Below are 18,069 nucleotides of genomic sequence, written 5' to 3'. Positions count from 1 at the left end.
GTGCAAAGCGTTCGTTTTGGATCTCAAAAATCCTGTGAGTACCGACTGTGTCGTTCAGGCCTCCCTTCAAAGAGACCCCGTGTTGTGGTCACTCAAAAAGCTTGAAAATGTCGGTCATTCTTTTCTGTATCAGGGCCATTTTTAAGCAGGTATTGACTTTCTGCGTTACGCAACCAAGTTCAATTTCGTTGTCGATCTGAAGCAACTGCATCCTTCAGCTCACTTCAATGATGGTCCTCGGGATTGGATCAAACGATCGGCGCTTAGGGACGCAGCACCAGTCCGAGGAGGACAAGCCCTGCTGTGACCAGCCAGAACGCAGGCACCACGCTTCGTTCATCGGTGCCGCCCAGCTCAAAGTGGTGATGCAGCGGCGCCATGCGGAACACGCGTCGCCCCTGACCATCAGGGCCTTTTGTGGCCTTGAACACCCAAACCTGGATGATCACGGAGAGGGATTCCGCGACGAAGACGCCTCCCATCACCAGCAGGGGCCAGAGGCTGTTGGACAACAGAGCCACACCGCTGAGGGCGGCTCCCATCGCCAGGGATCCCGTGTCGCCCATGAAGGCCCGAGCCGGGTTTCGGTTGTGCACCAGAAACCCAAGCCATGCCCCGGCCATGGTCATGCAGAAGCCAGCCAAGGCGGGATCTCCGTTGTCTCCCCGGAGCATCAGTTGAAGTGCCAGACCGGTAAACACCAGTGCTCCGCAGCCGCTGGCCAAGCCATCCAGGCCATCGGTGAGGTTGGTGGCGTTGCTCTCCGCCAGAACGACAAACAGCCCCAGCGGCCAGATCAGAAGCCCTAAGGGCAGTTCAAGGCCAAAGGGCAGGGCAATGCTGCTGCTGATCCAGCCCTGCCAGGCAGCGATGGCCAGAAAGGCTGCGGCTGCCATGGCTTGCAGCAGCAATTTTCCTCGCGCCGTCAGGCCAGCATTGGTGTGTTTGGTAAGGCTGCTCCAGTCATCGATGCCGCCGATCAGCATGAACGTCAGGGTCAGGGCTGCCAAGCAGAGCAGTTGTTGTGACGCCACGGCGTCCCGTGTGATCAGGCTCCCGAGAATGACCCCGACGGGAACCACCAGAAGGCCCCCCATTGTTGGCGTTCCCGCCTTGCTGTGATGGGCTTTCGGGCCTTCCTCACGGATGAACTGCCCCATCTTCAAGCGCCGCAGAAGGGGAATGCCCAAGGCTGCAGTCGCTGTTGCGCAGACCGCTGAAATCAAGAGCGGCAGGCTCAGTTGCGCATTGGTGATCCACTTGTCGGCTGCAAAGCTGGTCATCAAGACCACCAGCATCAGCAAGCTGGCACTCAATGAGCCGTTCTCCCACCAAGGACGGTGGTTCAAATCCGTGGATTGCAAAGCTGCACTGGACTGATCGCTGGGACCCTACGTGAGTCGCTCAGTGGCGACCAGCTCAGTGCTTGGGGGACGTCAGTCCTCCCACTGCTCCTCGTTTTGCTCGTCATCCTTGTTGTAATCCTCTTTCTCACCCATGAGCGCGGAGAGTTCCTCCTCTTCGACGGTGCTCACTTCAGGTGAACCGGATTCTTCGTCGGCAACGAGACGGCCGCTGGTTTCCAGCCAAGACAGAAGGTCAGGCTCCTCACGCAGGGGCAGCACGGGTGCAGGGTCGCGGCGCCCGTAGCGGGTGAGGGACGGGTTGACGCTGTCCAGGGCGTTTAAATCAACCAGAGCACTCATGCAGGGAGGGACGCGGGCCAATCAACCAATATAGACCATGTGCTGTCTTTGACCCTCCACTGAACAAATCTGCGCTGCTCGTTCTTCTGTGGGGTCTGGCCCTGATCATCAGTTCTGGTCTGCATTGGTGGGGTTTGCAGCGGCCTGAACCGTTGCAGACCTCCTGGACTCTGGCGCTGCTGCTGGTCTTTGTCCCGGCTGCGGTGTTGGCTGCATGGTTGCTTGTGGCTTCTCCACAGGTGGCGGCCGGCGAGACGAGAGAATCAGACGATTGTGATCAGGAGACCCATTGATGGGCCGCGCCAAGAAGGTGGTACTCGCCTATTCCGGGGGAGTTGATACCAGTGTCTGCATCCCATACCTCAAGCAGGAATGGGGTGTTGAGGATGTGATCACCTTTGCCGCTGATCTCGGCCAGGGCGACGAGCTGGAGCCGATTCGTCAGAAAGCGCTGGATGCCGGTGCCAGTCAGTCGCTGGTGGGAGATCTGATCGAGCCTTTCATCAAGGATTTCGCCTTTCCGGCGATTCGTGCCAACGCCCTCTACGAAGGCCGTTACCCCCTCTCCACGGCCCTGGCGAGGCCTCTGATCGCGAAGCGCCTGGTGGAGGTGGCCCGGGAAGTGGGTGCCGATGCTGTCGCCCACGGATGCACAGGCAAGGGCAATGATCAGGTGCGTTTCGATGTGGCCATCGCTGCGTTGGCACCGGATCTCAAGGTGCTCACCCCAGCCCGTGAGTGGGGCATGAGCCGTGAGGAGACCATCGCCTACGGCGAACGCTTTGGTCTGCCCGCACCGGTGAGCAAGAAGTCGCCCTACTCGATCGATCTCAATCTGCTGGGCCGCAGCATTGAGGCCGGACCCCTTGAAGACCCGATGGTGGCTCCGCCGGAGGAGGTGTTTGCGATGACGCGATCGGTGGAGGCTGCTCCGGATGCCTCTGAAGAGATCGAGATTGCTTTCGAAGCAGGCAATCCTGTGGCGATCAACGGTCAGCAGCTGGACCCGGTGGCCTTGATCCGTGAAGCCAACCGCCTGGCGGGCACCCATGGCATCGGCCGTCTCGACATGATCGAGAACCGTGTGGTGGGGATCAAATCCCGGGAGATCTACGAAACGCCCGGCCTTTTGCTGTTGATCCAGGCCCACCAGGAACTGGAAAGCCTGACCATGGCCGCCGATGTGCTGCGCAGCAAGCGGCAATTGGAAATGCAGTGGGCCGATCTCGTCTACCAGGGCCTTTGGTTTGGCCCTCTCAAGGATGCTCTGGACGGCTTCATGGACCGCACCCAGACCACCGTCAATGGTGTTGTTCGTCTTCGGCTGCACAAAGGAACGGCCAGGGTCACCGGCCGCGGCTCAGCCGATAGCAGCCTTTACGTCCCCGAAATGGCGTCCTACGGCAGTGAGGATCAGTTCGATCACCGCGCTGCAGAGGGCTTTATCTACGTCTGGGGTCTGCCGACCCGCCTCTGGTCAGCATCCCAGCGCCGTTCAAGCTGAGCGCTGCCGCTTCTGCAGGAAGTTGAGAAGCCTCAGGCCCGGAAAACGCACAACGTTGTCTGGGTCTGAGCTTCCAGGCAGGGCTGGCTGAGGCCGTTCGATCTGGTCTTGATCAACCTGTTCAGCCAGCAGTTGATAACGCTCCATCAACGGCTCAAGCCGCTGTTGGAAACGTCGTTCAAAGACCTCAGGCAGTTCGGCCAGAAGCTCGTTGTAGGCCTCGATCTCGCCCTCGAGCTCGGAAATTCTCTGTTTCAGCAACCGAATCACTTCAGCGTCGCCATGACGCTCGTTCCAAACAGGTTCGGTTGGTTGAGGGTGGTCGTGTTTCGAATCCATGGGCGGACGGTATCGCCCACCCACGAATCCAACAATGCTGATCAGTCAGCTGATGCAGCGGCTTCGGCCTGTTGCTGTTGAGCAGCTTCGCTGCCCGGCATCACCCGAGGTGCGGGAAGGGGACCTTCCTGCTTCACGGTCAGATAGCGGATCACATCCTCACTGAGGCGCATTGCCTTCTCGAGAACAGCAACGTGCTGGCCATCGCCGTTGTGGCTCAGTTGCACGTAAATGCCTTCCTTGTGCTTTGCAATCGGATAGGCCAGACGGCGCTTCCCACGCATCTGGTTGTCCAGCACATCGGCACCAGCTTCCACGAGCATGTCGCGATACTTGGTGAGATGGCTTTCAACTTCCTCCTCCGGAATGTCCGGACGAAGGATGTACATGGTTTCGTAATACGGATCGTGCGTCATGGGCAGCACCGAAGGGGGCATCAGGCTCACCGAAGTGAGCGACGGATCCAACACCTTATCCCCTGGGGTGCCCCAGAAGCTTCAGTAGAGCTGCATGCGTACGGCCTGGCTGATGCCGGGCAGATCCGGTTCGCGACCGCGCCAGCACTCCACCAGGGCGAACAGAAGGATTGCCAGCACCGCCACCACGACCGTGCTGGACAGGGTGCCCAGCAGCAGGCTGCCTCCGGCAATCGGTTGGAGAAGGATCCCAAACGCGAAGCTCAGCACAACGATCACGATGTCGGTGAGCAGGGCCTGCAGGGTGTTGAAGCGCAGGAAGTAGGGAACGGCCGGATTCCGCACCACCGCAAGAAACAGCACGAAGAACAGCAGCAGGCCACCGAAGGGAACCCCCCGATCCAATTGGATCAGCGGTACCGCAGGAACGATCAGCAGTCTCAGCAACGGGATCTGGTTGAACACACCGTCAGCCCCGAGGCCAAAGGGAATGGCGTCACTCCAGGGGAGCAGGTACACCAGCGGTGCAAGCAGCCGCTGCCAGAGGGGAATCTGCACGGTGGAGCTAGGGATTGTTGGGACCTTAGGTCGCAAGAGCAGTGGTGGCGGCGCTGCGCATCGCCGCGACAGGAACGTCGTCACGTCCACTCCAGAGCCGCAGCGAGGCAGCACCCTGCTGCACCAGCATCTCGAGACCATCAATGCAGCGGTGGCCCCGTTGTTGCCCAGCGGCAAGCCAGCTGGTGGGCCTTGGTGTGTAGATCAGGTCGTACAACACCGCTTCTCCGTTCAGGTCTTGCCAGAGCTCGGCCCCCAGTGGCATCGCCTCGGGGTCACCGTGCTGGGCCATTCCCACCGGGGTGGTGTTCACCACGAGAGCCGCTTGAGCCACGTTCTCGTTGAGCTGAACAGCGGTGTCGAGACAGGCCGTCAGGGGGGCGTGGCTCTGCTGCAGATCAGTGATGAAGGCTTGTAGTGCCTTGCTTCGCCGTCCCACAACGGTGATGCTGCTGAGGTTCAGGGTCTGCAGACCGGCGACCACGGCTCGAGCTGATCCGCCGCAGCCGATCACCACGGCATGGCGACCTGCCCAGGCCTCGTTGGCACCGAGGGGCGCCAGAAAGCCTTCCACATCGGTGTTGGTGCCGAACCAGCCATCGCCTGCTCCCGGAATCAGGGTGTTGACGGCACCGAGCCGTTTCGCCAGTGGGCTCAGCTCCTCGCAGAGCTCGGCGATGGCTTGTTTGTGGGGGATGGTGACGTTGAGGCCCTGGCAGCCAACGGCTCTGAGACCTTTCAGCACCTGATCAAGGTTTTCGCTTGTGCAGGGCAGGGCCAGGTAGCGCCAGTTGAGCCCCATGCTTTCGAGGGCGGCGTTCTGCATCACCGGCGAAAGCGAGTGGCGCACTGGATTGCCAAGCAGGCCCACAAGGCTGGTGCCGCCGTTGATCATTGCCAGGGCCGGATCGCTCCACCAGCCTGCCTGTTCGGGAACCACACCTCGCCTGTCACCGGGTCTGCTGTGGAGGATGAGCCCATTCAAATCACCATTTCTGGAGGTGGGCACCGATGGGCAAGGTTGTCGGCATTGACCTTGGCACTACGAACAGCTGTGTTTCCGTGATGGAGGGCGGCAAGCCCACCGTGATCGCGAACGCCGAGGGCTTCCGCACCACGCCCTCCGTGGTTGCTTACACCAAGAACCAGGATCAGCTGGTGGGTCAGATCGCCAAACGTCAGGCGGTGATGAACCCGGATAACACCTTCTATTCCGTCAAGCGTTTCATCGGCCGTCGGGTTGATGAGGTGAACGAGGAATCGAAAGAGGTGAGCTACGGCGTCGAAAAGGCCGGCTCCAACGTGAAGGTGAAGTGCCCTGTTCTCGACAAGCAATTCGCGCCTGAAGAGGTTTCTGCTCAGGTGCTGCGCAAACTGGCCGAGGACGCCGGTAAGTACCTCGGTGAAACCGTCAGCCAAGCGGTGATCACCGTTCCCGCCTACTTCAACGACTCCCAGCGGCAGGCCACCAAGGACGCCGGCAAGATCGCTGGCCTTGAGGTGCTGCGCATCATCAACGAGCCCACCGCTGCGGCTCTGGCCTACGGCCTCGACAAGAAGAGCAATGAGCGCATCCTGGTCTTCGACCTGGGCGGCGGCACCTTCGACGTGTCCGTTCTGGAAGTTGGCGACGGCGTGTTTGAGGTGTTGTCCACCGCTGGTGACACGCACCTCGGCGGTGACGACTTCGACAAGGTGATCGTTGATCACCTGGCTGAGACCTTCAAATCCAACGAAGGCATCGATCTGCGTCAGGACAAGCAGGCCCTGCAGCGCCTCACCGAAGCCGCTGAAAAAGCCAAGGTGGAGCTGTCCAACGCCACCCAGAGCGAGATCAACCTGCCGTTCATCACGGCCACGCCTGAGGGTCCCAAGCACCTGGATCTCACCCTCACCCGCGCCAAGTTCGAGGAACTGGCTTCCAAGCTGATCGACCGCTGCGCCATGCCTGTGGAGCAGGCGCTCAAGGACGCCAAGCTCTCCTCCGGCGAGCTGGACGAGATCGTGATGGTGGGTGGTTCCACCCGCATTCCGGCCGTGCTCGAACTGGTCAAGCGCATCACCGGCAAAGACCCCAACCAGACGGTGAACCCCGATGAGGTGGTGGCTGTTGGTGCTGCCATTCAGGGCGGTGTGCTGGCCGGCGAGGTGAAGGACATCCTTCTGCTCGACGTCACGCCCCTCTCCCTGGGTGTGGAGACCCTCGGCGGTGTGATGACCAAGATGATCACCCGCAACACCACGGTTCCCACCAAGAAGACCGAGACCTACTCCACGGCTGTGGATGGTCAGACCAACGTGGAAATCCACGTGCTCCAGGGTGAGCGCGAGATGGCGTCCGACAACAAGTCGCTTGGAACCTTCCGTCTCGATGGCATTCCCCCGGCTCCCCGGGGCGTGCCTCAGATCGAAGTGACCTTCGATATCGACGCCAACGGCATCCTCAGCGTCACCGCCAAGGACAAGGGCAGCGGCAAGGAGCAGTCCATCTCGATCACCGGTGCGTCGACTCTCTCGGATTCCGAGGTCGACAAGATGGTCAAGGACGCCGAGGCCAACGCCAGCGCTGACAAGGAAAAGCGCGAAAAGATCGACCTCAAGAACCAGGCCGAAACCCTCGTCTACCAGGCTGAAAAGCAGATGGGAGAACTGGGCGACAAGGTTGATGCCGACGCCAAGGCGAAGCTGGAGGAGAAGCGCCTCAAGCTCAAAGAAGCCACCGAGAAGGACGACTACGACGCGATGAAGACCCTGCTGGAGGAACTGCAGCAGGAGCTCTACACCGTGGGTGCGTCCGTCTATCAGCAGGAAGGGGCTGCAGCTGGTGTTGGTGCGCCTGGTGCTGACGCCGGTGCCGGTGCCAACGCCGGTGGTGGCGATGCCAGTGACGACGTCATCGACGCGGAGTTCACCGAGACCAAGTGATCGGTTAATTCACCATCGCGTTAGGGCCCTGCGGGGCCCTTTTTTATGCCTGCTCGAGTGATTTCTGCTCCAGTTCAGCGGCGACCCACTCGGCGGTGCCGGGCGTGAGCAGAACGCCGTTGCGATAGTGCCCACTGGCAAGGATCAACCCGGGTTCCAGTTCTTCCAGGAGAGGGGCCGGGCGATCCACGGGCCGGGCTCGCAGGCCACTCCAATGGCTAACCACCGTGGCTGAGCGCAGCCACTCTGGTGCCCGCTCATTCAGGTTGCGCATCAGGGTCAGAGGATCCTCCGAAGCGCGATCGCCGGGTTCCACGGTGGCCCCGAGCAGCAATCGCCCGGGTGCGGTTGGAATCAGGTTGAAGCCCTGATCCACCAGCACCGAGGGCCAGTTGTTCCACGTTGTCGGACCCGTTGTCAGTTCCAGTGACAGGGCCTGGCCCAACACCGGTGTCATCGGTCGGGTCTGACCCAGTGGTTCCAGCAAGACGTCCGAGCTCAGGGCTGTGCAGAGCACCACAAGCTTGTGAACGGAGCTGTCTCCATCGGCGCGATGCACACGCCAGTGGTTGTCGTTGCGCTCCAGACGCATCACTGCCGTGGCATTCAGCTCCACGCTTTGCCCTGCCAGCGCCTGTCGCAGGGCCCGTTGCAGCAGCAGGGGATCCACGCGACCGTCGTGGCGCGAGTGCAGGCCACCGTGCCTGGCCGTCGGCCAGACCACTGTCAGTTCGGAGCTGGTGACCATCTGCAGGCCTAGGTCAACGCGCTGGGCGGCCAGCACCTCCATCCGCTCAGCCGCTCGTTCATCCTCGGCGATTTGCAGCAGCCCCGCATGGAGTTTGAGGTCAGGCTGGTGAGCCTGCAGCGTTTCGATCCATTGCGGCCAGAGCTCCATGCTCCGGCGGCGCAGCCTCCAGCCCCGTCCGCTGCTGCGGCGAAACACGTGGCCCATCAGCAACCCGAGGGATGCCGAGGTTCCACTCAAATCGTTTGCTGATCCCTCGCGATCAACGGACTGGTTCAGGCGAGGGTCGTAAACAGAAACATCGTGCCCTTGCTGGGCCAGATGCCAGGCGATGCCGAGGCCGATGGCCCCGGCACCAATCACTCCAATGGAGCGGTTCAGTTGAAGGCCTCAGCGGGGATCAGATCGCTGTAAGCATCAAACCCGGCAGCCACGGCGCTGTAGGACTTCTGCAGGCGGCTGAAGTCCTGCAGGCGTGCCGCTTCATCCAGATCGGCCAGAGCTTCTTTCAAGGAGCGGGCCACCTTGGTGGCTTCCTTGCGCTCGCTCTTGTCGAGGCGCTGATTGATGTATGACATTTCCCGGCTCACTTCTTGCATGGGGCCATGCAGGAGGTTGCGGGTGAACACCCAATCTTTTTCACTCACCAGCCGGGCCAGATCAGGCAGACGGGTCTTTGCGTCTTCAAAGGCTGCGGCTTGGCGGCGGATCACGCCCAGGTCGTCAGGACTGATCCCCGCAGCATTGGCAGCAGCCGGGGCCATCAGACCCAGGCTCAAAGCGACGCAGAGGCAGAACGCGGCAAGGCGGCTCAGAGCCTTCAGCATGGTGATCGAAAATTTCCTTGCGACTTTAACCAGCCCCTCCTGCGCGGGAGAATTTTGTTTTTCAAAGCGTTGTTGTGAGTGACGCCACGGTCATCCTTCAGATGATCTGCCCCGATCGGCCGGGCCTGGTCAGCGAATTGGCGGGTTGGGTGGCGGCCAATGGCGGCAGCATTCGTCATGCCGATCACCACACGGATGCGGGAGCTGGGTTGTTTCTCAGCCGGATTGAGTGGCAGCTTCAGGGATTCGGCATTCCCCGGGATGTGCTTCCTGAAGCGGCCCAGTCTCTGGGACAGCGGCTTGGTGGCGAAGCGCAGCTCCACTTTTCAGACGACCATCCCCGTGTGGCGATTTTTGCCAGCAAGCAGAGCCACTGCCTGCAGGATCTGCTCTGGCGGGTTCAAAGCGGGGAGCTGCCGATGCAGGTTCCCCTGGTCATCGCCAACCATCCTGATCTGGAACCCCTGTGTGCACCCTTTGGGATTCCATTTGTTTGTGTTCCCGTCAGTCGGGATACCAAAGCGGAAGCGGAGCAGCGGATTCTGGAGCTGCTTGAACAGAACAAGGTTGAACTTGCGGTGCTGGCCAAATACATGCAGGTGCTGAGCAGTGATTTCCTCAAGCGTTTCCCCCAGGTGATCAACATCCACCATTCGTTTCTGCCAGCGTTCAAGGGTGCTCAGCCGTACCACCGGGCCTGGGACCGTGGGGTCAAGCTCATCGGCGCCACAGCCCACTACGTCACCGAAGATCTGGATGACGGCCCGATCATTCAGCAAACCACCGTTTCCGTCAGCCATCGGGACGAAGTGGAGGATCTGATCCGCAAGGGCCGTGACACGGAACGCCTTGCTTTGGCGCGGGCCCTTCGCATGCATCTGCGCCGTCAGGTGATGGTCTATCGCGGGCGTACGGCGGTGTTCGCATGACGGCACGTCTGTACGCATGGCTGAGGCGCGACTGTCCGGCCGCCGCTTCCCCCTGGGGTTGGTGTCTGTTTCAGCTCGGACTGCTGTTGCTTCCTTCGTCAGTGTTGTTGGCCAGTCTGCTGTTTTTGCCGGCCTTGGTCCTTGGCAGCCTCCGTCGTGAATGCGACTACTGGCGCGACCGCTGGAACTGGCCGCTCCTGGTGGCTGGCGCGTTCATGTTGGTTGGCTGTTTCAGCGCCTTGCGTGCTGACCTGGCATGGGCAGGTCTGGCCAACTGGCTGCCTTTTTTTTGGGGATTCTGGGGCTTCCAGCCCTATGTGGCGGAGGCGGGGGCGCGCCGCCGAACGGCGCTCTGGATGGTGGCGGGCACGGTGCCTGTTGTGGTGACTGGCTTGGGTCAGTTGTGGTTGGGTTGGGTGGGTCCCTGGCAGTCCCTGGGGGGCCTGGTGATCTGGTTCATGGCTCCTGGAGGTGAGCCCGAGGGCCGGCTGTCGGGTTTGTTCGATTACGCCAACATCGCCGCGGCCTGGCTGGCGCTGGTGTGGCCGTTGATGCTGGCGGCCCTGATTCAGCCTGGCTTGAATCGCACCCGGCGGGTGGTGGTGTTCGGCCTCGCCGCGGCCTTGGTGACTGCGTTGGTGCTCACCGAGTCCCGCAATGGCTGGGGTGCCTTGGTGCTGGCGATGCCCTTGGTGCTGGGGCCGGTGAGTTGGCCATGGTTGCTGCCCTGTCTTGCTCTGGCGCTCGTGCCGGTGCTGTTGGCAGTGCTGCCTGGGGTGCCTGTGGTGTTGCAGGAGCCTGCCAGGGCCTTGGTGCCTGAGTCGGTGTGGTCACGGCTCAGCGACAGCCGCTATGCGGGGGAGCGTGCCCTGGCTTCCACTCGTCTCAGTCAGTGGGGTGTGGCTTTGCAGTTGATCGTTGAAAGGCCATGGGTGGGTTGGGGTGCTGCGGCTTTTTCTGTGCTGTACCCCTTGCGCACGGGCAAATGGCATGGCCATTCCCACAACCTGCCATTGGAGCTGGCGGTCAGCAGTGGGGTGCCGGCGGCGCTTGCGCTGGTGGGTCTGGTGCTGGCGTTGTTGATCGTCTCCTTGCGCTGCAGCCGCATGGGGTTGTTTGATCGCGCCTGGTGGGCTGCGGTGCTGGTGCTGGTGGTGCTTCACGGCACTGATATGCCTTTCTTTGACAGTCGCGTGAACATTGCCGGTTGGATTCTGTTGGCCGGACTTCGCAGTCGGATTCGGGAGACCGAGACGGCAGCGCTCAGCCCAGGCTGAGGGCCTCTTGCCTGTGTTCCTGCAGCTTTTCCTGACTTAAGGGGCCATCGAGATGGCCCCAGGGCAACACCGCATCAGAGGCCCACTCGTCGTGCACCACGCTCTCCCAACTGGGAGGCAGCGGTAAGACAACGCCTGCGCTGCGGGCTTCAGGGAGTTCACCGGCCAGGGCCGCTCGGTAGGCCTTTTTCCAACCCCCCAGGCTTTCCTGGGAGCCGCGCACCGCTGCGATTACGGGGGCCAGGCGCCGGTCGCTTCGAGACAGCAGGGCCTGAATCACGCTCCAGCCATAGCTTTCCGGGCGCAGATCAATGCCTTTGGGTTTGAGACGTTTCGCCAGCAGCTTCAGGCGTTTTTCCGCTTCAGGGCGTACCCCTTGCCATTGGAACGGGGTGTGCGCCTTCGGCACAAAGGTGCTCACCCCCAAGGTGAAGCGCAGCCCAGGGGTGCCTTTCTTAAGGCTCAGCAGCAGCGCTGCGGTGCTTTCCACATCGTCGTTGTCTTCACAGGGAAGTCCCACCATTCCGTAGAGCTTCAAGGCCTTGAGGCCACCTTGCTTGGCATGGCGGGCGGCGGCTTCGATTTCTTCGCCGCTGAGCTTTTTGTTCACCACGCGGCGCATGCGCTCGCTGCCGCTTTCGATCGCTATGGTGAGTGATTTGCTGCCTCGTCTTGTCAACACTGCCGCCAGCTTCGGAGTGACCGTTGCGGCCCGCACGGAACTAACGCTGACGCGTAGGTCATCGAAACGATCTTGGGCTAGCCAATGGAGTAGATCGCCGAACTGGGGGTGCTGGGTTACGGACGCTCCCAGCAGCCCGAGGCGTTTGGTGGCTTTAAGGCCTTTTTCCACGGCCGGGATCAGCCCGTCATCCAACGACGGTGTTCGGAACGGCAGGGTCAGATAGCTGGCCAGGCAAAAGCGGCACAGTTCCGGGCAGCTGCGCACCACTTCCACCATGTGGATGTCAGGCCAAGCCGCTTCCGGCGTGATCACCGTCGAGTGGCTGAGGCTGTTGCCGCGCCATGTCTGTTTGGCCACCCGTTCTGGAAGAGTTGCATCCACCGGTGCCACCCCCAAAAGGGTGCCGTCCGCTGCATAGCGGGGTGCATGGAGCTCAGGCACGTAGATCCCCGGCACCCGGGCCAGATGCTGCAGTTGTTCGGCTCGGGGTTGGCCCTTCACGCTCTGAAGGGCATCGATAAAGGCGGGCAGCAGATCCTCGCCATCGCCCAGCAGCACGACATCAAAAAATGGTGCAAGGGGCTCGGGATTGGCGGTCAGTACAGGTCCGCCACCAAACACGATTGGATGCTCGTCGGTGCGCGCGTGGCTCCAGATCGGGATGCGCTGCTGTTCCAGCAGATCGAGCAGGACTGGTCCGTCGAGTTCCCAGCTGAGAGAAAGCCCAAATAGGTCGCAGTGCCTGTGGGGTGGATCTCCTTGATCAGTGAAGAGCCGGCGCACGTCGACGTCGGTCCGCATCGCCAGGGTGGACCAGACGATCTGATAACCGAGGCTGGTGATGCCCACGGTGTAGGTGCTGGGAAAGGCCAGCACCGTGCGCAGGGCTCCGGGTTCCGGCGTGGCCGGATCGAACAGCAGCGTTTCCTGGTTCAGCTGGGGCCTCCTGTTGGGCCTGATGGCGGGGTTGGCGGCGTGAACGGACGTCTGTAGCGATTGAGCTTCATGGCCATCCGATCTTCAGCGTCGAGTTCCATGCCCATCTGACGCTCGTAGATCGAGTGGGGGTGGAACACTCGGGCGATCACGAAGCTGGTGAGACAGGCCACCAGGATCGGTTTGAGGATCAGCAGATCCTTGGTGAGGGCAAAGGCCAGGAACATCGCCGAGATCGGCGTGCGGGAACAGCCTGCAACGAAGGCGCCCATGCCTGCGAACACATAGGTGGTGGGTACATGGCCGGTGAGGGCCTCAACGCCAAATCCACCGGCCAAGCCAATGGCCCCTCCCAGCGTCAGCATCGGCATGAACAGTCCCCCTGGCGCTCCTGATCCCGCCGCCAGTCCGGTGCTGAAGAAGAGCACCACAAAGCTGGCGAGGGCCAGGCTGATATCGGCCTTGCCGGCTCCAATCAGGTGCTTCAGTTCGCTGGGGTTATGGAAGGCATCCGGCAGGGCTGCGTAAACGCAGCCCAGCACGAGCCCGCTCACCGTCATGCGCAGGATCAGTCGGTCTCCGAACCAACGGTTGCCCTGCCGCTGCATGGTGAGCACGTAGCGGGTGTAAAGCTCCGCCAGCACACCGATCACCACACCGAGAGCCACCAGATACAGCAGATCCACTGGCAGGAAGCGCACCAGGGGGGTGTACTCCCGTTCCAGTTGAAACCCGATGGTGCTGTTGAGCCCGCCGCCCCCGGGGTTGAGGCCAAGAAAGCCCAGCACATCCGCCAGGGTGTCGGCCGAGAAGGTGGTGATGATCACCAGCAGCAGCACCACGGGCCTGGCGGAGTGGAGCAGCTCCTCGATCGCGTAGATGAATCCACCGATGGGAGCACTGAATACGGCGGCAATACCGGCACCACCACCGGCGGCCACAATCACCCGGCGAAAGGCCACCGGTGCCCGCAGCCAGCGGGACATCTGCCAGGCCACGGAGCCGCCCATCTGAACGGCGGGGCCTTCCGGGCCCAGGGGGAAACCCGAGCCGATGGCAATGATGCCGGCCACCAGTTTCACCAGGCCCACCCGAAGCCCCATCGGAACCGACCGGTGGCGCAGGAAGCCCATGATGTGGGTGATCCCGGCTCCGCCAGCGGCTGGAGACAGGTTGGTGATCAACCAGGCCGAGACCATGCCGCCGATGGCGCCGAGGGCGGGGAGCACCACCCAGGCTGGAAATTCATCGAGCAGGTCGAGCCGCCAATCCCGCAGCAGGTTGATGCCGCTGGTGAACAGCAGGCCGGTGATGGCAGCCCCAAGGCCCGTGAGCGCCAGAGCCAGAACCACCACTTGCCAGCGGCGTTCCAACAACCTCCTGATGCTCCGGCTGGAGCCCAGGAGGTGGCGTCGTTGCTTGGGTTCGCTCAGGGATGGCACAGATGAGGTGATCCGGAATCAGGCCTGAGCCAGAACGGTTGCTTCGTCGTCAGCACTGACCACGCGCCCCTGGTCTTCAAAGCCGCTGATCTGATCGAAGTTCAGGTAGCGGTAGAGCTCGTCGGAGAGGGGATCGATCTTCTCGGCCGCAATGCGGCGGTATTCCTCCGGGGTGGGAATGCGTCCCAGCTGGGCGCAGACGGCGGCCAGTTCGGCACTGCCCAGGTACACCTGAGCACCCTTGCCCAGGCGGTTGTTGAAGTTGCGGGTGCTGGTGGAGAACACGGTGGTGTTGTCCTCCACGCGGGCTTGGTTGCCCATGCAGAGGGAGCAACCCGGCATCTCCATGCGGGACCCGGCGGCCTCGAAGGTGGCGTAGTAGCCCTCCTCTTTGAGGGTCTCTTCGTCCATCCGCGTTGGGGGACAGACCCACAGGCGCGCCGTGTTCTGGCCGGCGCCTTCCAGCACCTTGGCCGCGGCGCGGTAGTGGCCGATGTTGGTCATGCAGGAGCCGATGAACACCTCCTGCACAGGGTCACCAGCCACCTCGCTGAGCAGCTTCACGTTGTCGGGATCGTTGGGGCAGGCCACCACCGGTTCGGTGAGCTCGTCGAGGTTGATCTCCAGCACTTCCGCGTACTCCGCGTCTGTGTCAGCACTCATCAGCTGGGGATTTGCCAGCCAGGCCTCCATCTCCTTGATCCGGCGGGCCAGGGTGCGGGCGTCGCTGTAGCCGCGGGCAATCATGTTCTTCAGCAGCGCCACGTTGCTGCGCAGGTATTCGCTCACCGTGTCTTCGGAGAGCTTGATCGTGCAGCCGGCGCAGGAGCGTTCGGCGCTGGCATCGGTGAGTTCGAAGGCCTGTTCCAGCTTCAGGTCGGGCAGACCTTCGATCTCCATGATCCGGCCGTTGAACAGGTTCTTCTTGTTGGCCTTTTCAACGGTGAGCAGTCCCCGCTGAATGGCCACCCATGGGATGGCGTTCACCACGTCCCGGAGCGTGACGCCCGGTTGCAGGGATCCGCTGAAGCGCACCAGCACCGATTCAGGCATGTCCAGTGGCATGGCGCCGATGGCGGCTGCAAAGGCCACCACTCCAGAGCCGCCTGGGAAGGAAATGCCGAGGGGGAAGCGGGTGTGGCTGTCGCCGCCGGTGCCGACGGTGTCGGGCAGAAGCATCCGGTTCAGCCAGCTGTGGATGATGCCGTCACCGGGCCGAAGGGCCACGCCACCGCGTTGGGCGAAGAAGTCGGGCAGTTCGTTCTGGGTCTGCAGATCCACCGGCTTCGGATAGGCGGCGGTGTGGCAGAAGCTCTGCATCACCAGGTCGGAGGAGAAGCCCAGGCAGGCCAGTTCCTTCATCTCGTCCCGCGTCATCGGGCCGGTGGTGTCCTGGGAGCCGACGGTGGTCATCAGCGGTTCGCAGCTGGTGCCGGGTCGGACGCCTGCAAGACCGCAGGCCTTGCCCACCATCTTCTGCGCCAGGGTGAAGCCCTTGCCGGTGTCTGCCGGGGCTGAGGGGCGGATGAACAGATCCGAAGGGGTGAGGCCAAGCTTGGCGCGCACCTTGTCGGTGAGGGCGCGACCGATCATCAGGGGGATGCGACCGCCGGCCCGCACCTCGTCGCTGATGGTGGTGGGCTTCAGCTCGAACCGACTCACAACCTTGCCGTCCCGTTCGATCGTGCCGGCGTGGGGGCGAATGGTGATCACATCACCAGTGTTCAGGTCGGTGACATCGCATTCGATCGGCAGGGCACCGGAGTCTTCAGCGGTGTTGAAGAAGATCGGGGCGATCTTGCCGCCAAGGATCACGCCGCCGGCCCGTTTGTTGGGCACATGGGGAATGTCATTGCCGGTGTGCCAGAGCACCGAATTGATGGCGCTCTTGCGGGAGCTGCCGGTTCCCACCACATCACCGACGTAGGCCACGGGATGGCCTTTCTCTTTCAGGCTTGCGATGGTTTTCAGTCCCTCCGGATCGCGGGTCTCGAGCATCGCCAGGGCATGGACGGGGATGTCCGGCCGGGTGGTGGCGTGGGTGGCCGGCGACAGATCGTCCGTGTTGGTTTCGCCTTCAACCTTGAAGACCGTCACGGTGATGCTCTCGGCCAGTTCGGGCTTGGCGGTGAACCACTCGGCTGCGGCCCAGCTGTCCACAACTTGCTTGGCGAAGCGGTTGTCCGCCGCCAGATCCATCACTTCGTTGAAGGCGTCGTAGACGAGCAGCGTTCGGCTGAGTCCCTCAGCAGCACAGCCAGCCAGTGCAGCGTCGGAGTGCTTCAGCAGCTCGATCAGGGCGGCGACGTTGTATCCCCCCACCATCGTTCCCAGCAGCCGGGTGGCCTCCAGTGGTGACACCAGGGGGCTTTTGGCGTCTCCCTGAGCCACGGCACTGAGCCAGGTGGCCTTCACGTAAGCCGCTTCATCCACACCCGGTGGGATCCGCTCGCTGAGCAGGTGCAGCAGGAACTCCTCCTCGCCGGCGGGAGGGTTCTGCAGCAATTCGGTCAGTCCCTGGGTCTGCTCGGCGTTGAGCGGAAGAGCGGGAACGCCCTGGGCTTCCCGGGCGGCGGCCAGCTCGCGGTAAGCGCTCAGCATGGAGATCTCTGTTCAGGGATGACCACCATTCTTCCGGACCGTGTCTGTTGCCAGTGAGCGGGGTGCGTAGCCTTGGTCGGAGTCTCGCGTCCAGTCATGGCCACCACCTCCGATTTGCATGTGGTGGAGACACGTCCTTTGGTGGCCCCTGCTGTGTTGCATCATGAGCTGCCCATGGACGCGGCGGCACTCGAAACCGTGGCGTCAGCCCGCCGGCGCATTCAAGAGATCCTCAGTGGCCGTGATCAGCGTTTGCTGGTGGTGGTGGGCCCCTGCTCTGTTCATGACGTCAAGGCTGCCCGGGAGTATGCCCAGCGCCTGGCTCCGATCCGCGAGCGCTTGAAGGATCAGCTCGAGGTGGTGATGCGGGTGTATTTCGAGAAGCCGCGCACCACGGTTGGTTGGAAGGGACTGATCAACGACCCCCATCTCGACGACTCCTACGACATCAACACCGGCCTGCGGCGGGCCCGGGGACTGCTGTTGGATCTCGCCCGGGAGGGGATGCCTGCTGCAACGGAACTGCTCGATCCCGTTGTTCCGCAGTACATCGCTGATTTGATCAGTTGGACCGCGATCGGTGCCAGGACGACGGAAAGTCAGACCCACCGCGAAATGGCCTCAGGGTTGTCGATGCCGATCGGCTACAAGAACAGCACCAACGGCAGCGCCACCATCGCGATCAATGCCATGCAGGCGGCAGCCAAGCCGCATCACTTCCTCGGCATCAATCGCGATGGTCATGCCTCGATCGTCAGCACTACGGGCAATCCCTACGGCCACCTCGTGCTGCGCGGCGGCAGCCAGGGCAGCAATTACCACTTGGAAGCTGTGCAGGAGTCCGCAGCCGAGTTGAGCAAAGCCGGTCTGCAGGATCGTCTGATGGTGGATTGCAGCCATGCCAACAGCAACAAAGACTTCCGCCGACAGGCGGAGGTGCTGGCCAGCGTTGCCGAGCAGTTGCGGGGGGGCTCCAATCACGTGATGGGCGTGATGATCGAGAGCCATCTGGTGGAAGGCAACCAGAAGCTCAACGCCGACCTGACGCAGCTCACCTATGGCCAGAGCGTCACGGATGCCTGCATCAGCCTCGAGACCACCGAAACCCTGTTGGAGGATCTGGCCGCGGCTGTGGCCAGTCGCAAACAGACGGTTACCGCCTGAGCATCAACGCCT

The 18,069-nt window shown here is 62.2% G+C and carries 16 protein-coding genes; 5 read left to right on the top strand and 11 right to left on the bottom strand.

The genetic code is table 11. From position 1 onward, the window contains the following. Positions 1 to 263: 263 nt before the first annotated feature. Both mraY and DXY04_RS03625 read right to left on the bottom strand, forming a co-directional pair. Positions 264 to 1,298 carry a phospho-N-acetylmuramoyl-pentapeptide-transferase gene (gene mraY, locus DXY04_RS03630; protein WP_244278580.1) on the bottom strand — a complete coding sequence of 345 codons (1,035 nt, stop codon included), beginning with the start codon at positions 1,296 to 1,298 and terminating at the stop codon, positions 264 to 266. Positions 1,299 to 1,436: 138 nt separating this feature from the next. Beyond that, the gene (locus DXY04_RS03625) at positions 1,437 to 1,706 is read right to left on the bottom strand and encodes a DUF3134 domain-containing protein (RefSeq protein ID WP_006850710.1); all 270 of its coding nucleotides are present in this window, start codon (positions 1,704 to 1,706) and stop codon (positions 1,437 to 1,439) included. Between the two features lie 292 nt (positions 1,707 to 1,998). Between DXY04_RS03625 and DXY04_RS03620 the strand changes: the two genes are divergently transcribed. Beyond that, a complete protein-coding gene (locus DXY04_RS03620; protein ID WP_115161018.1) occupies positions 1,999 to 3,210 on the top strand; it encodes an argininosuccinate synthase in 1,212 nt (403 codons plus the stop codon). Here DXY04_RS03620 and DXY04_RS03615 read toward each other — a convergent pair. From DXY04_RS03615 to DXY04_RS03600, 4 genes are all read right to left on the bottom strand, one after another. Continuing rightward, entirely contained in the window at positions 3,202 to 3,549 is a 348-nt protein-coding gene (locus DXY04_RS03615; protein WP_115161017.1) for a hypothetical protein, read from the bottom strand. The two genes, DXY04_RS03620 and DXY04_RS03615, sit on opposite strands and share 9 nt — an antisense overlap. A gap of 41 nt (positions 3,550 to 3,590) precedes the next feature. Continuing rightward, positions 3,591 to 3,965 carry a 30S ribosomal protein S6 gene (rpsF, locus tag DXY04_RS03610; protein WP_114988800.1) on the bottom strand — a complete coding sequence of 125 codons (375 nt, stop codon included), beginning with the start codon at positions 3,963 to 3,965 and terminating at the stop codon, positions 3,591 to 3,593. Between the two features lie 81 nt (positions 3,966 to 4,046). Further along, positions 4,047 to 4,559, bottom strand: coding sequence for a Tic20 family protein (locus tag DXY04_RS03605; protein WP_256377333.1), 513 nt, complete (start codon positions 4,557 to 4,559; stop codon positions 4,047 to 4,049). Further along, positions 4,549 to 5,418, bottom strand: coding sequence for a shikimate dehydrogenase (locus DXY04_RS03600; protein WP_115161263.1), 870 nt, complete (start codon positions 5,416 to 5,418; stop codon positions 4,549 to 4,551). Before DXY04_RS03600 ends, DXY04_RS03605 begins: the two co-directional genes overlap by 11 nt. Positions 5,419 to 5,534: 116 nt before the next feature. Here DXY04_RS03600 and dnaK point away from each other — a divergent pair, with 116 nt between their 5' ends. Then, positions 5,535 to 7,448, top strand: a complete 1,914-nt coding sequence (gene dnaK / locus DXY04_RS03595) for a molecular chaperone DnaK (RefSeq protein ID WP_115161015.1) — start codon at positions 5,535 to 5,537, stop codon at positions 7,446 to 7,448. 43 nt (positions 7,449 to 7,491) lie between these two features. Here dnaK and DXY04_RS03590 read toward each other — a convergent pair whose 3' ends face one another. After that, the gene (locus DXY04_RS03590; protein ID WP_115161014.1) at positions 7,492 to 8,559 is read right to left on the bottom strand and encodes an FAD-binding oxidoreductase; all 1,068 of its coding nucleotides are present in this window, start codon (positions 8,557 to 8,559) and stop codon (positions 7,492 to 7,494) included. 14 nt (positions 8,560 to 8,573) lie between these two features. Continuing rightward, positions 8,574 to 9,023, bottom strand: a complete 450-nt coding sequence (gene psbQ / locus DXY04_RS03585) for a photosystem II protein PsbQ (protein WP_115161013.1) — start codon at positions 9,021 to 9,023, stop codon at positions 8,574 to 8,576. A 74-nt stretch (positions 9,024 to 9,097) separates the two neighbouring features. On the opposite strand from psbQ, the gene purU reads away from it, so the two are divergent. Further along, entirely contained in the window at positions 9,098 to 9,952 is an 855-nt protein-coding gene (gene purU, locus DXY04_RS03580) for a formyltetrahydrofolate deformylase (RefSeq protein WP_115161012.1), read from the top strand. After that, the gene (locus DXY04_RS03575) at positions 9,949 to 11,229 is read left to right on the top strand and encodes an O-antigen ligase (RefSeq protein WP_115161011.1); all 1,281 of its coding nucleotides are present in this window, start codon (positions 9,949 to 9,951) and stop codon (positions 11,227 to 11,229) included. The genes purU and DXY04_RS03575 overlap by 4 nt, the downstream gene beginning before the upstream one ends. Here DXY04_RS03575 and DXY04_RS03570 read toward each other — a convergent pair. The 3 genes from DXY04_RS03570 to acnB are packed head-to-tail and all read right to left on the bottom strand — an operon-like array spanning position 11,216 to position 16,893. Continuing rightward, positions 11,216 to 12,790 (bottom strand): radical SAM protein, encoded by a 1,575-nt coding sequence (locus DXY04_RS03570; protein WP_244278558.1) that lies wholly within the window; start codon positions 12,788 to 12,790, stop codon positions 11,216 to 11,218. The two genes, DXY04_RS03575 and DXY04_RS03570, sit on opposite strands and share 14 nt — an antisense overlap. Positions 12,791 to 12,846: 56 nt before the next feature. Next, positions 12,847 to 14,292 (bottom strand): ClC family H(+)/Cl(-) exchange transporter, encoded by a 1,446-nt coding sequence (locus DXY04_RS03565; RefSeq protein ID WP_115161009.1) that lies wholly within the window; start codon positions 14,290 to 14,292, stop codon positions 12,847 to 12,849. Between the two features lie 18 nt (positions 14,293 to 14,310). Continuing rightward, positions 14,311 to 16,893: a bifunctional aconitate hydratase 2/2-methylisocitrate dehydratase gene (gene acnB / locus DXY04_RS03560; protein ID WP_115161008.1), complete on the bottom strand. Its 2,583-nt coding sequence runs from the start codon at positions 16,891 to 16,893 to the stop codon at positions 14,311 to 14,313. Positions 16,894 to 16,989: 96 nt separating this feature from the next. Here acnB and DXY04_RS03555 point away from each other — a divergent pair, with 96 nt between their 5' ends. Next, positions 16,990 to 18,057 (top strand): 3-deoxy-7-phosphoheptulonate synthase, encoded by a 1,068-nt coding sequence (locus tag DXY04_RS03555; RefSeq protein ID WP_115161007.1) that lies wholly within the window; start codon positions 16,990 to 16,992, stop codon positions 18,055 to 18,057. Positions 18,058 to 18,069: the final 12 nt, after the last annotated feature.

Origin of the sequence: Synechococcus sp. UW86 (assembly GCF_900474085.1) — a bacterium.
Classification (GTDB): Bacteria; Cyanobacteriota; Cyanobacteriia; order PCC-6307; family Cyanobiaceae; genus Parasynechococcus.
This window is presented reverse-complemented; position numbering and strand designations above follow the sequence as displayed.

Excerpts from the sequence above, each read along its gene's own strand:
- mraY (WP_244278580.1), bottom strand. The coding sequence starts at position 1,298 with ATGCTGGTGGTCTTGATGACCAGCTTTGCAGCCGACAAGTGGATCACC.
- DXY04_RS03625 (WP_006850710.1), bottom strand. The coding sequence starts at position 1,706 with ATGAGTGCTCTGGTTGATTTAAACGCCCTGGACAGCGTCAACCCGTCC.
- DXY04_RS03620 (WP_115161018.1), top strand. The coding sequence starts at position 1,999 with ATGGGCCGCGCCAAGAAGGTGGTACTCGCCTATTCCGGGGGAGTTGAT.
- DXY04_RS03615 (WP_115161017.1), bottom strand. The coding sequence starts at position 3,549 with ATGGATTCGAAACACGACCACCCTCAACCAACCGAACCTGTTTGGAAC.
- rpsF (WP_114988800.1), bottom strand. The coding sequence starts at position 3,965 with ATGACGCACGATCCGTATTACGAAACCATGTACATCCTTCGTCCGGAC.
- DXY04_RS03600 (WP_115161263.1), bottom strand. The coding sequence starts at position 5,418 with ATGATCAACGGCGGCACCAGCCTTGTGGGCCTGCTTGGCAATCCAGTG.
- dnaK (WP_115161015.1), top strand. The coding sequence starts at position 5,535 with ATGGGCAAGGTTGTCGGCATTGACCTTGGCACTACGAACAGCTGTGTT.
- psbQ (WP_115161013.1), bottom strand. The coding sequence starts at position 9,023 with ATGCTGAAGGCTCTGAGCCGCCTTGCCGCGTTCTGCCTCTGCGTCGCT.
- DXY04_RS03575 (WP_115161011.1), top strand. The coding sequence starts at position 9,949 with ATGACGGCACGTCTGTACGCATGGCTGAGGCGCGACTGTCCGGCCGCC.
- acnB (WP_115161008.1), bottom strand. The coding sequence starts at position 16,893 with ATGCTGAGCGCTTACCGCGAGCTGGCCGCCGCCCGGGAAGCCCAGGGC.
- DXY04_RS03555 (WP_115161007.1), top strand. The coding sequence starts at position 16,990 with ATGGCCACCACCTCCGATTTGCATGTGGTGGAGACACGTCCTTTGGTG.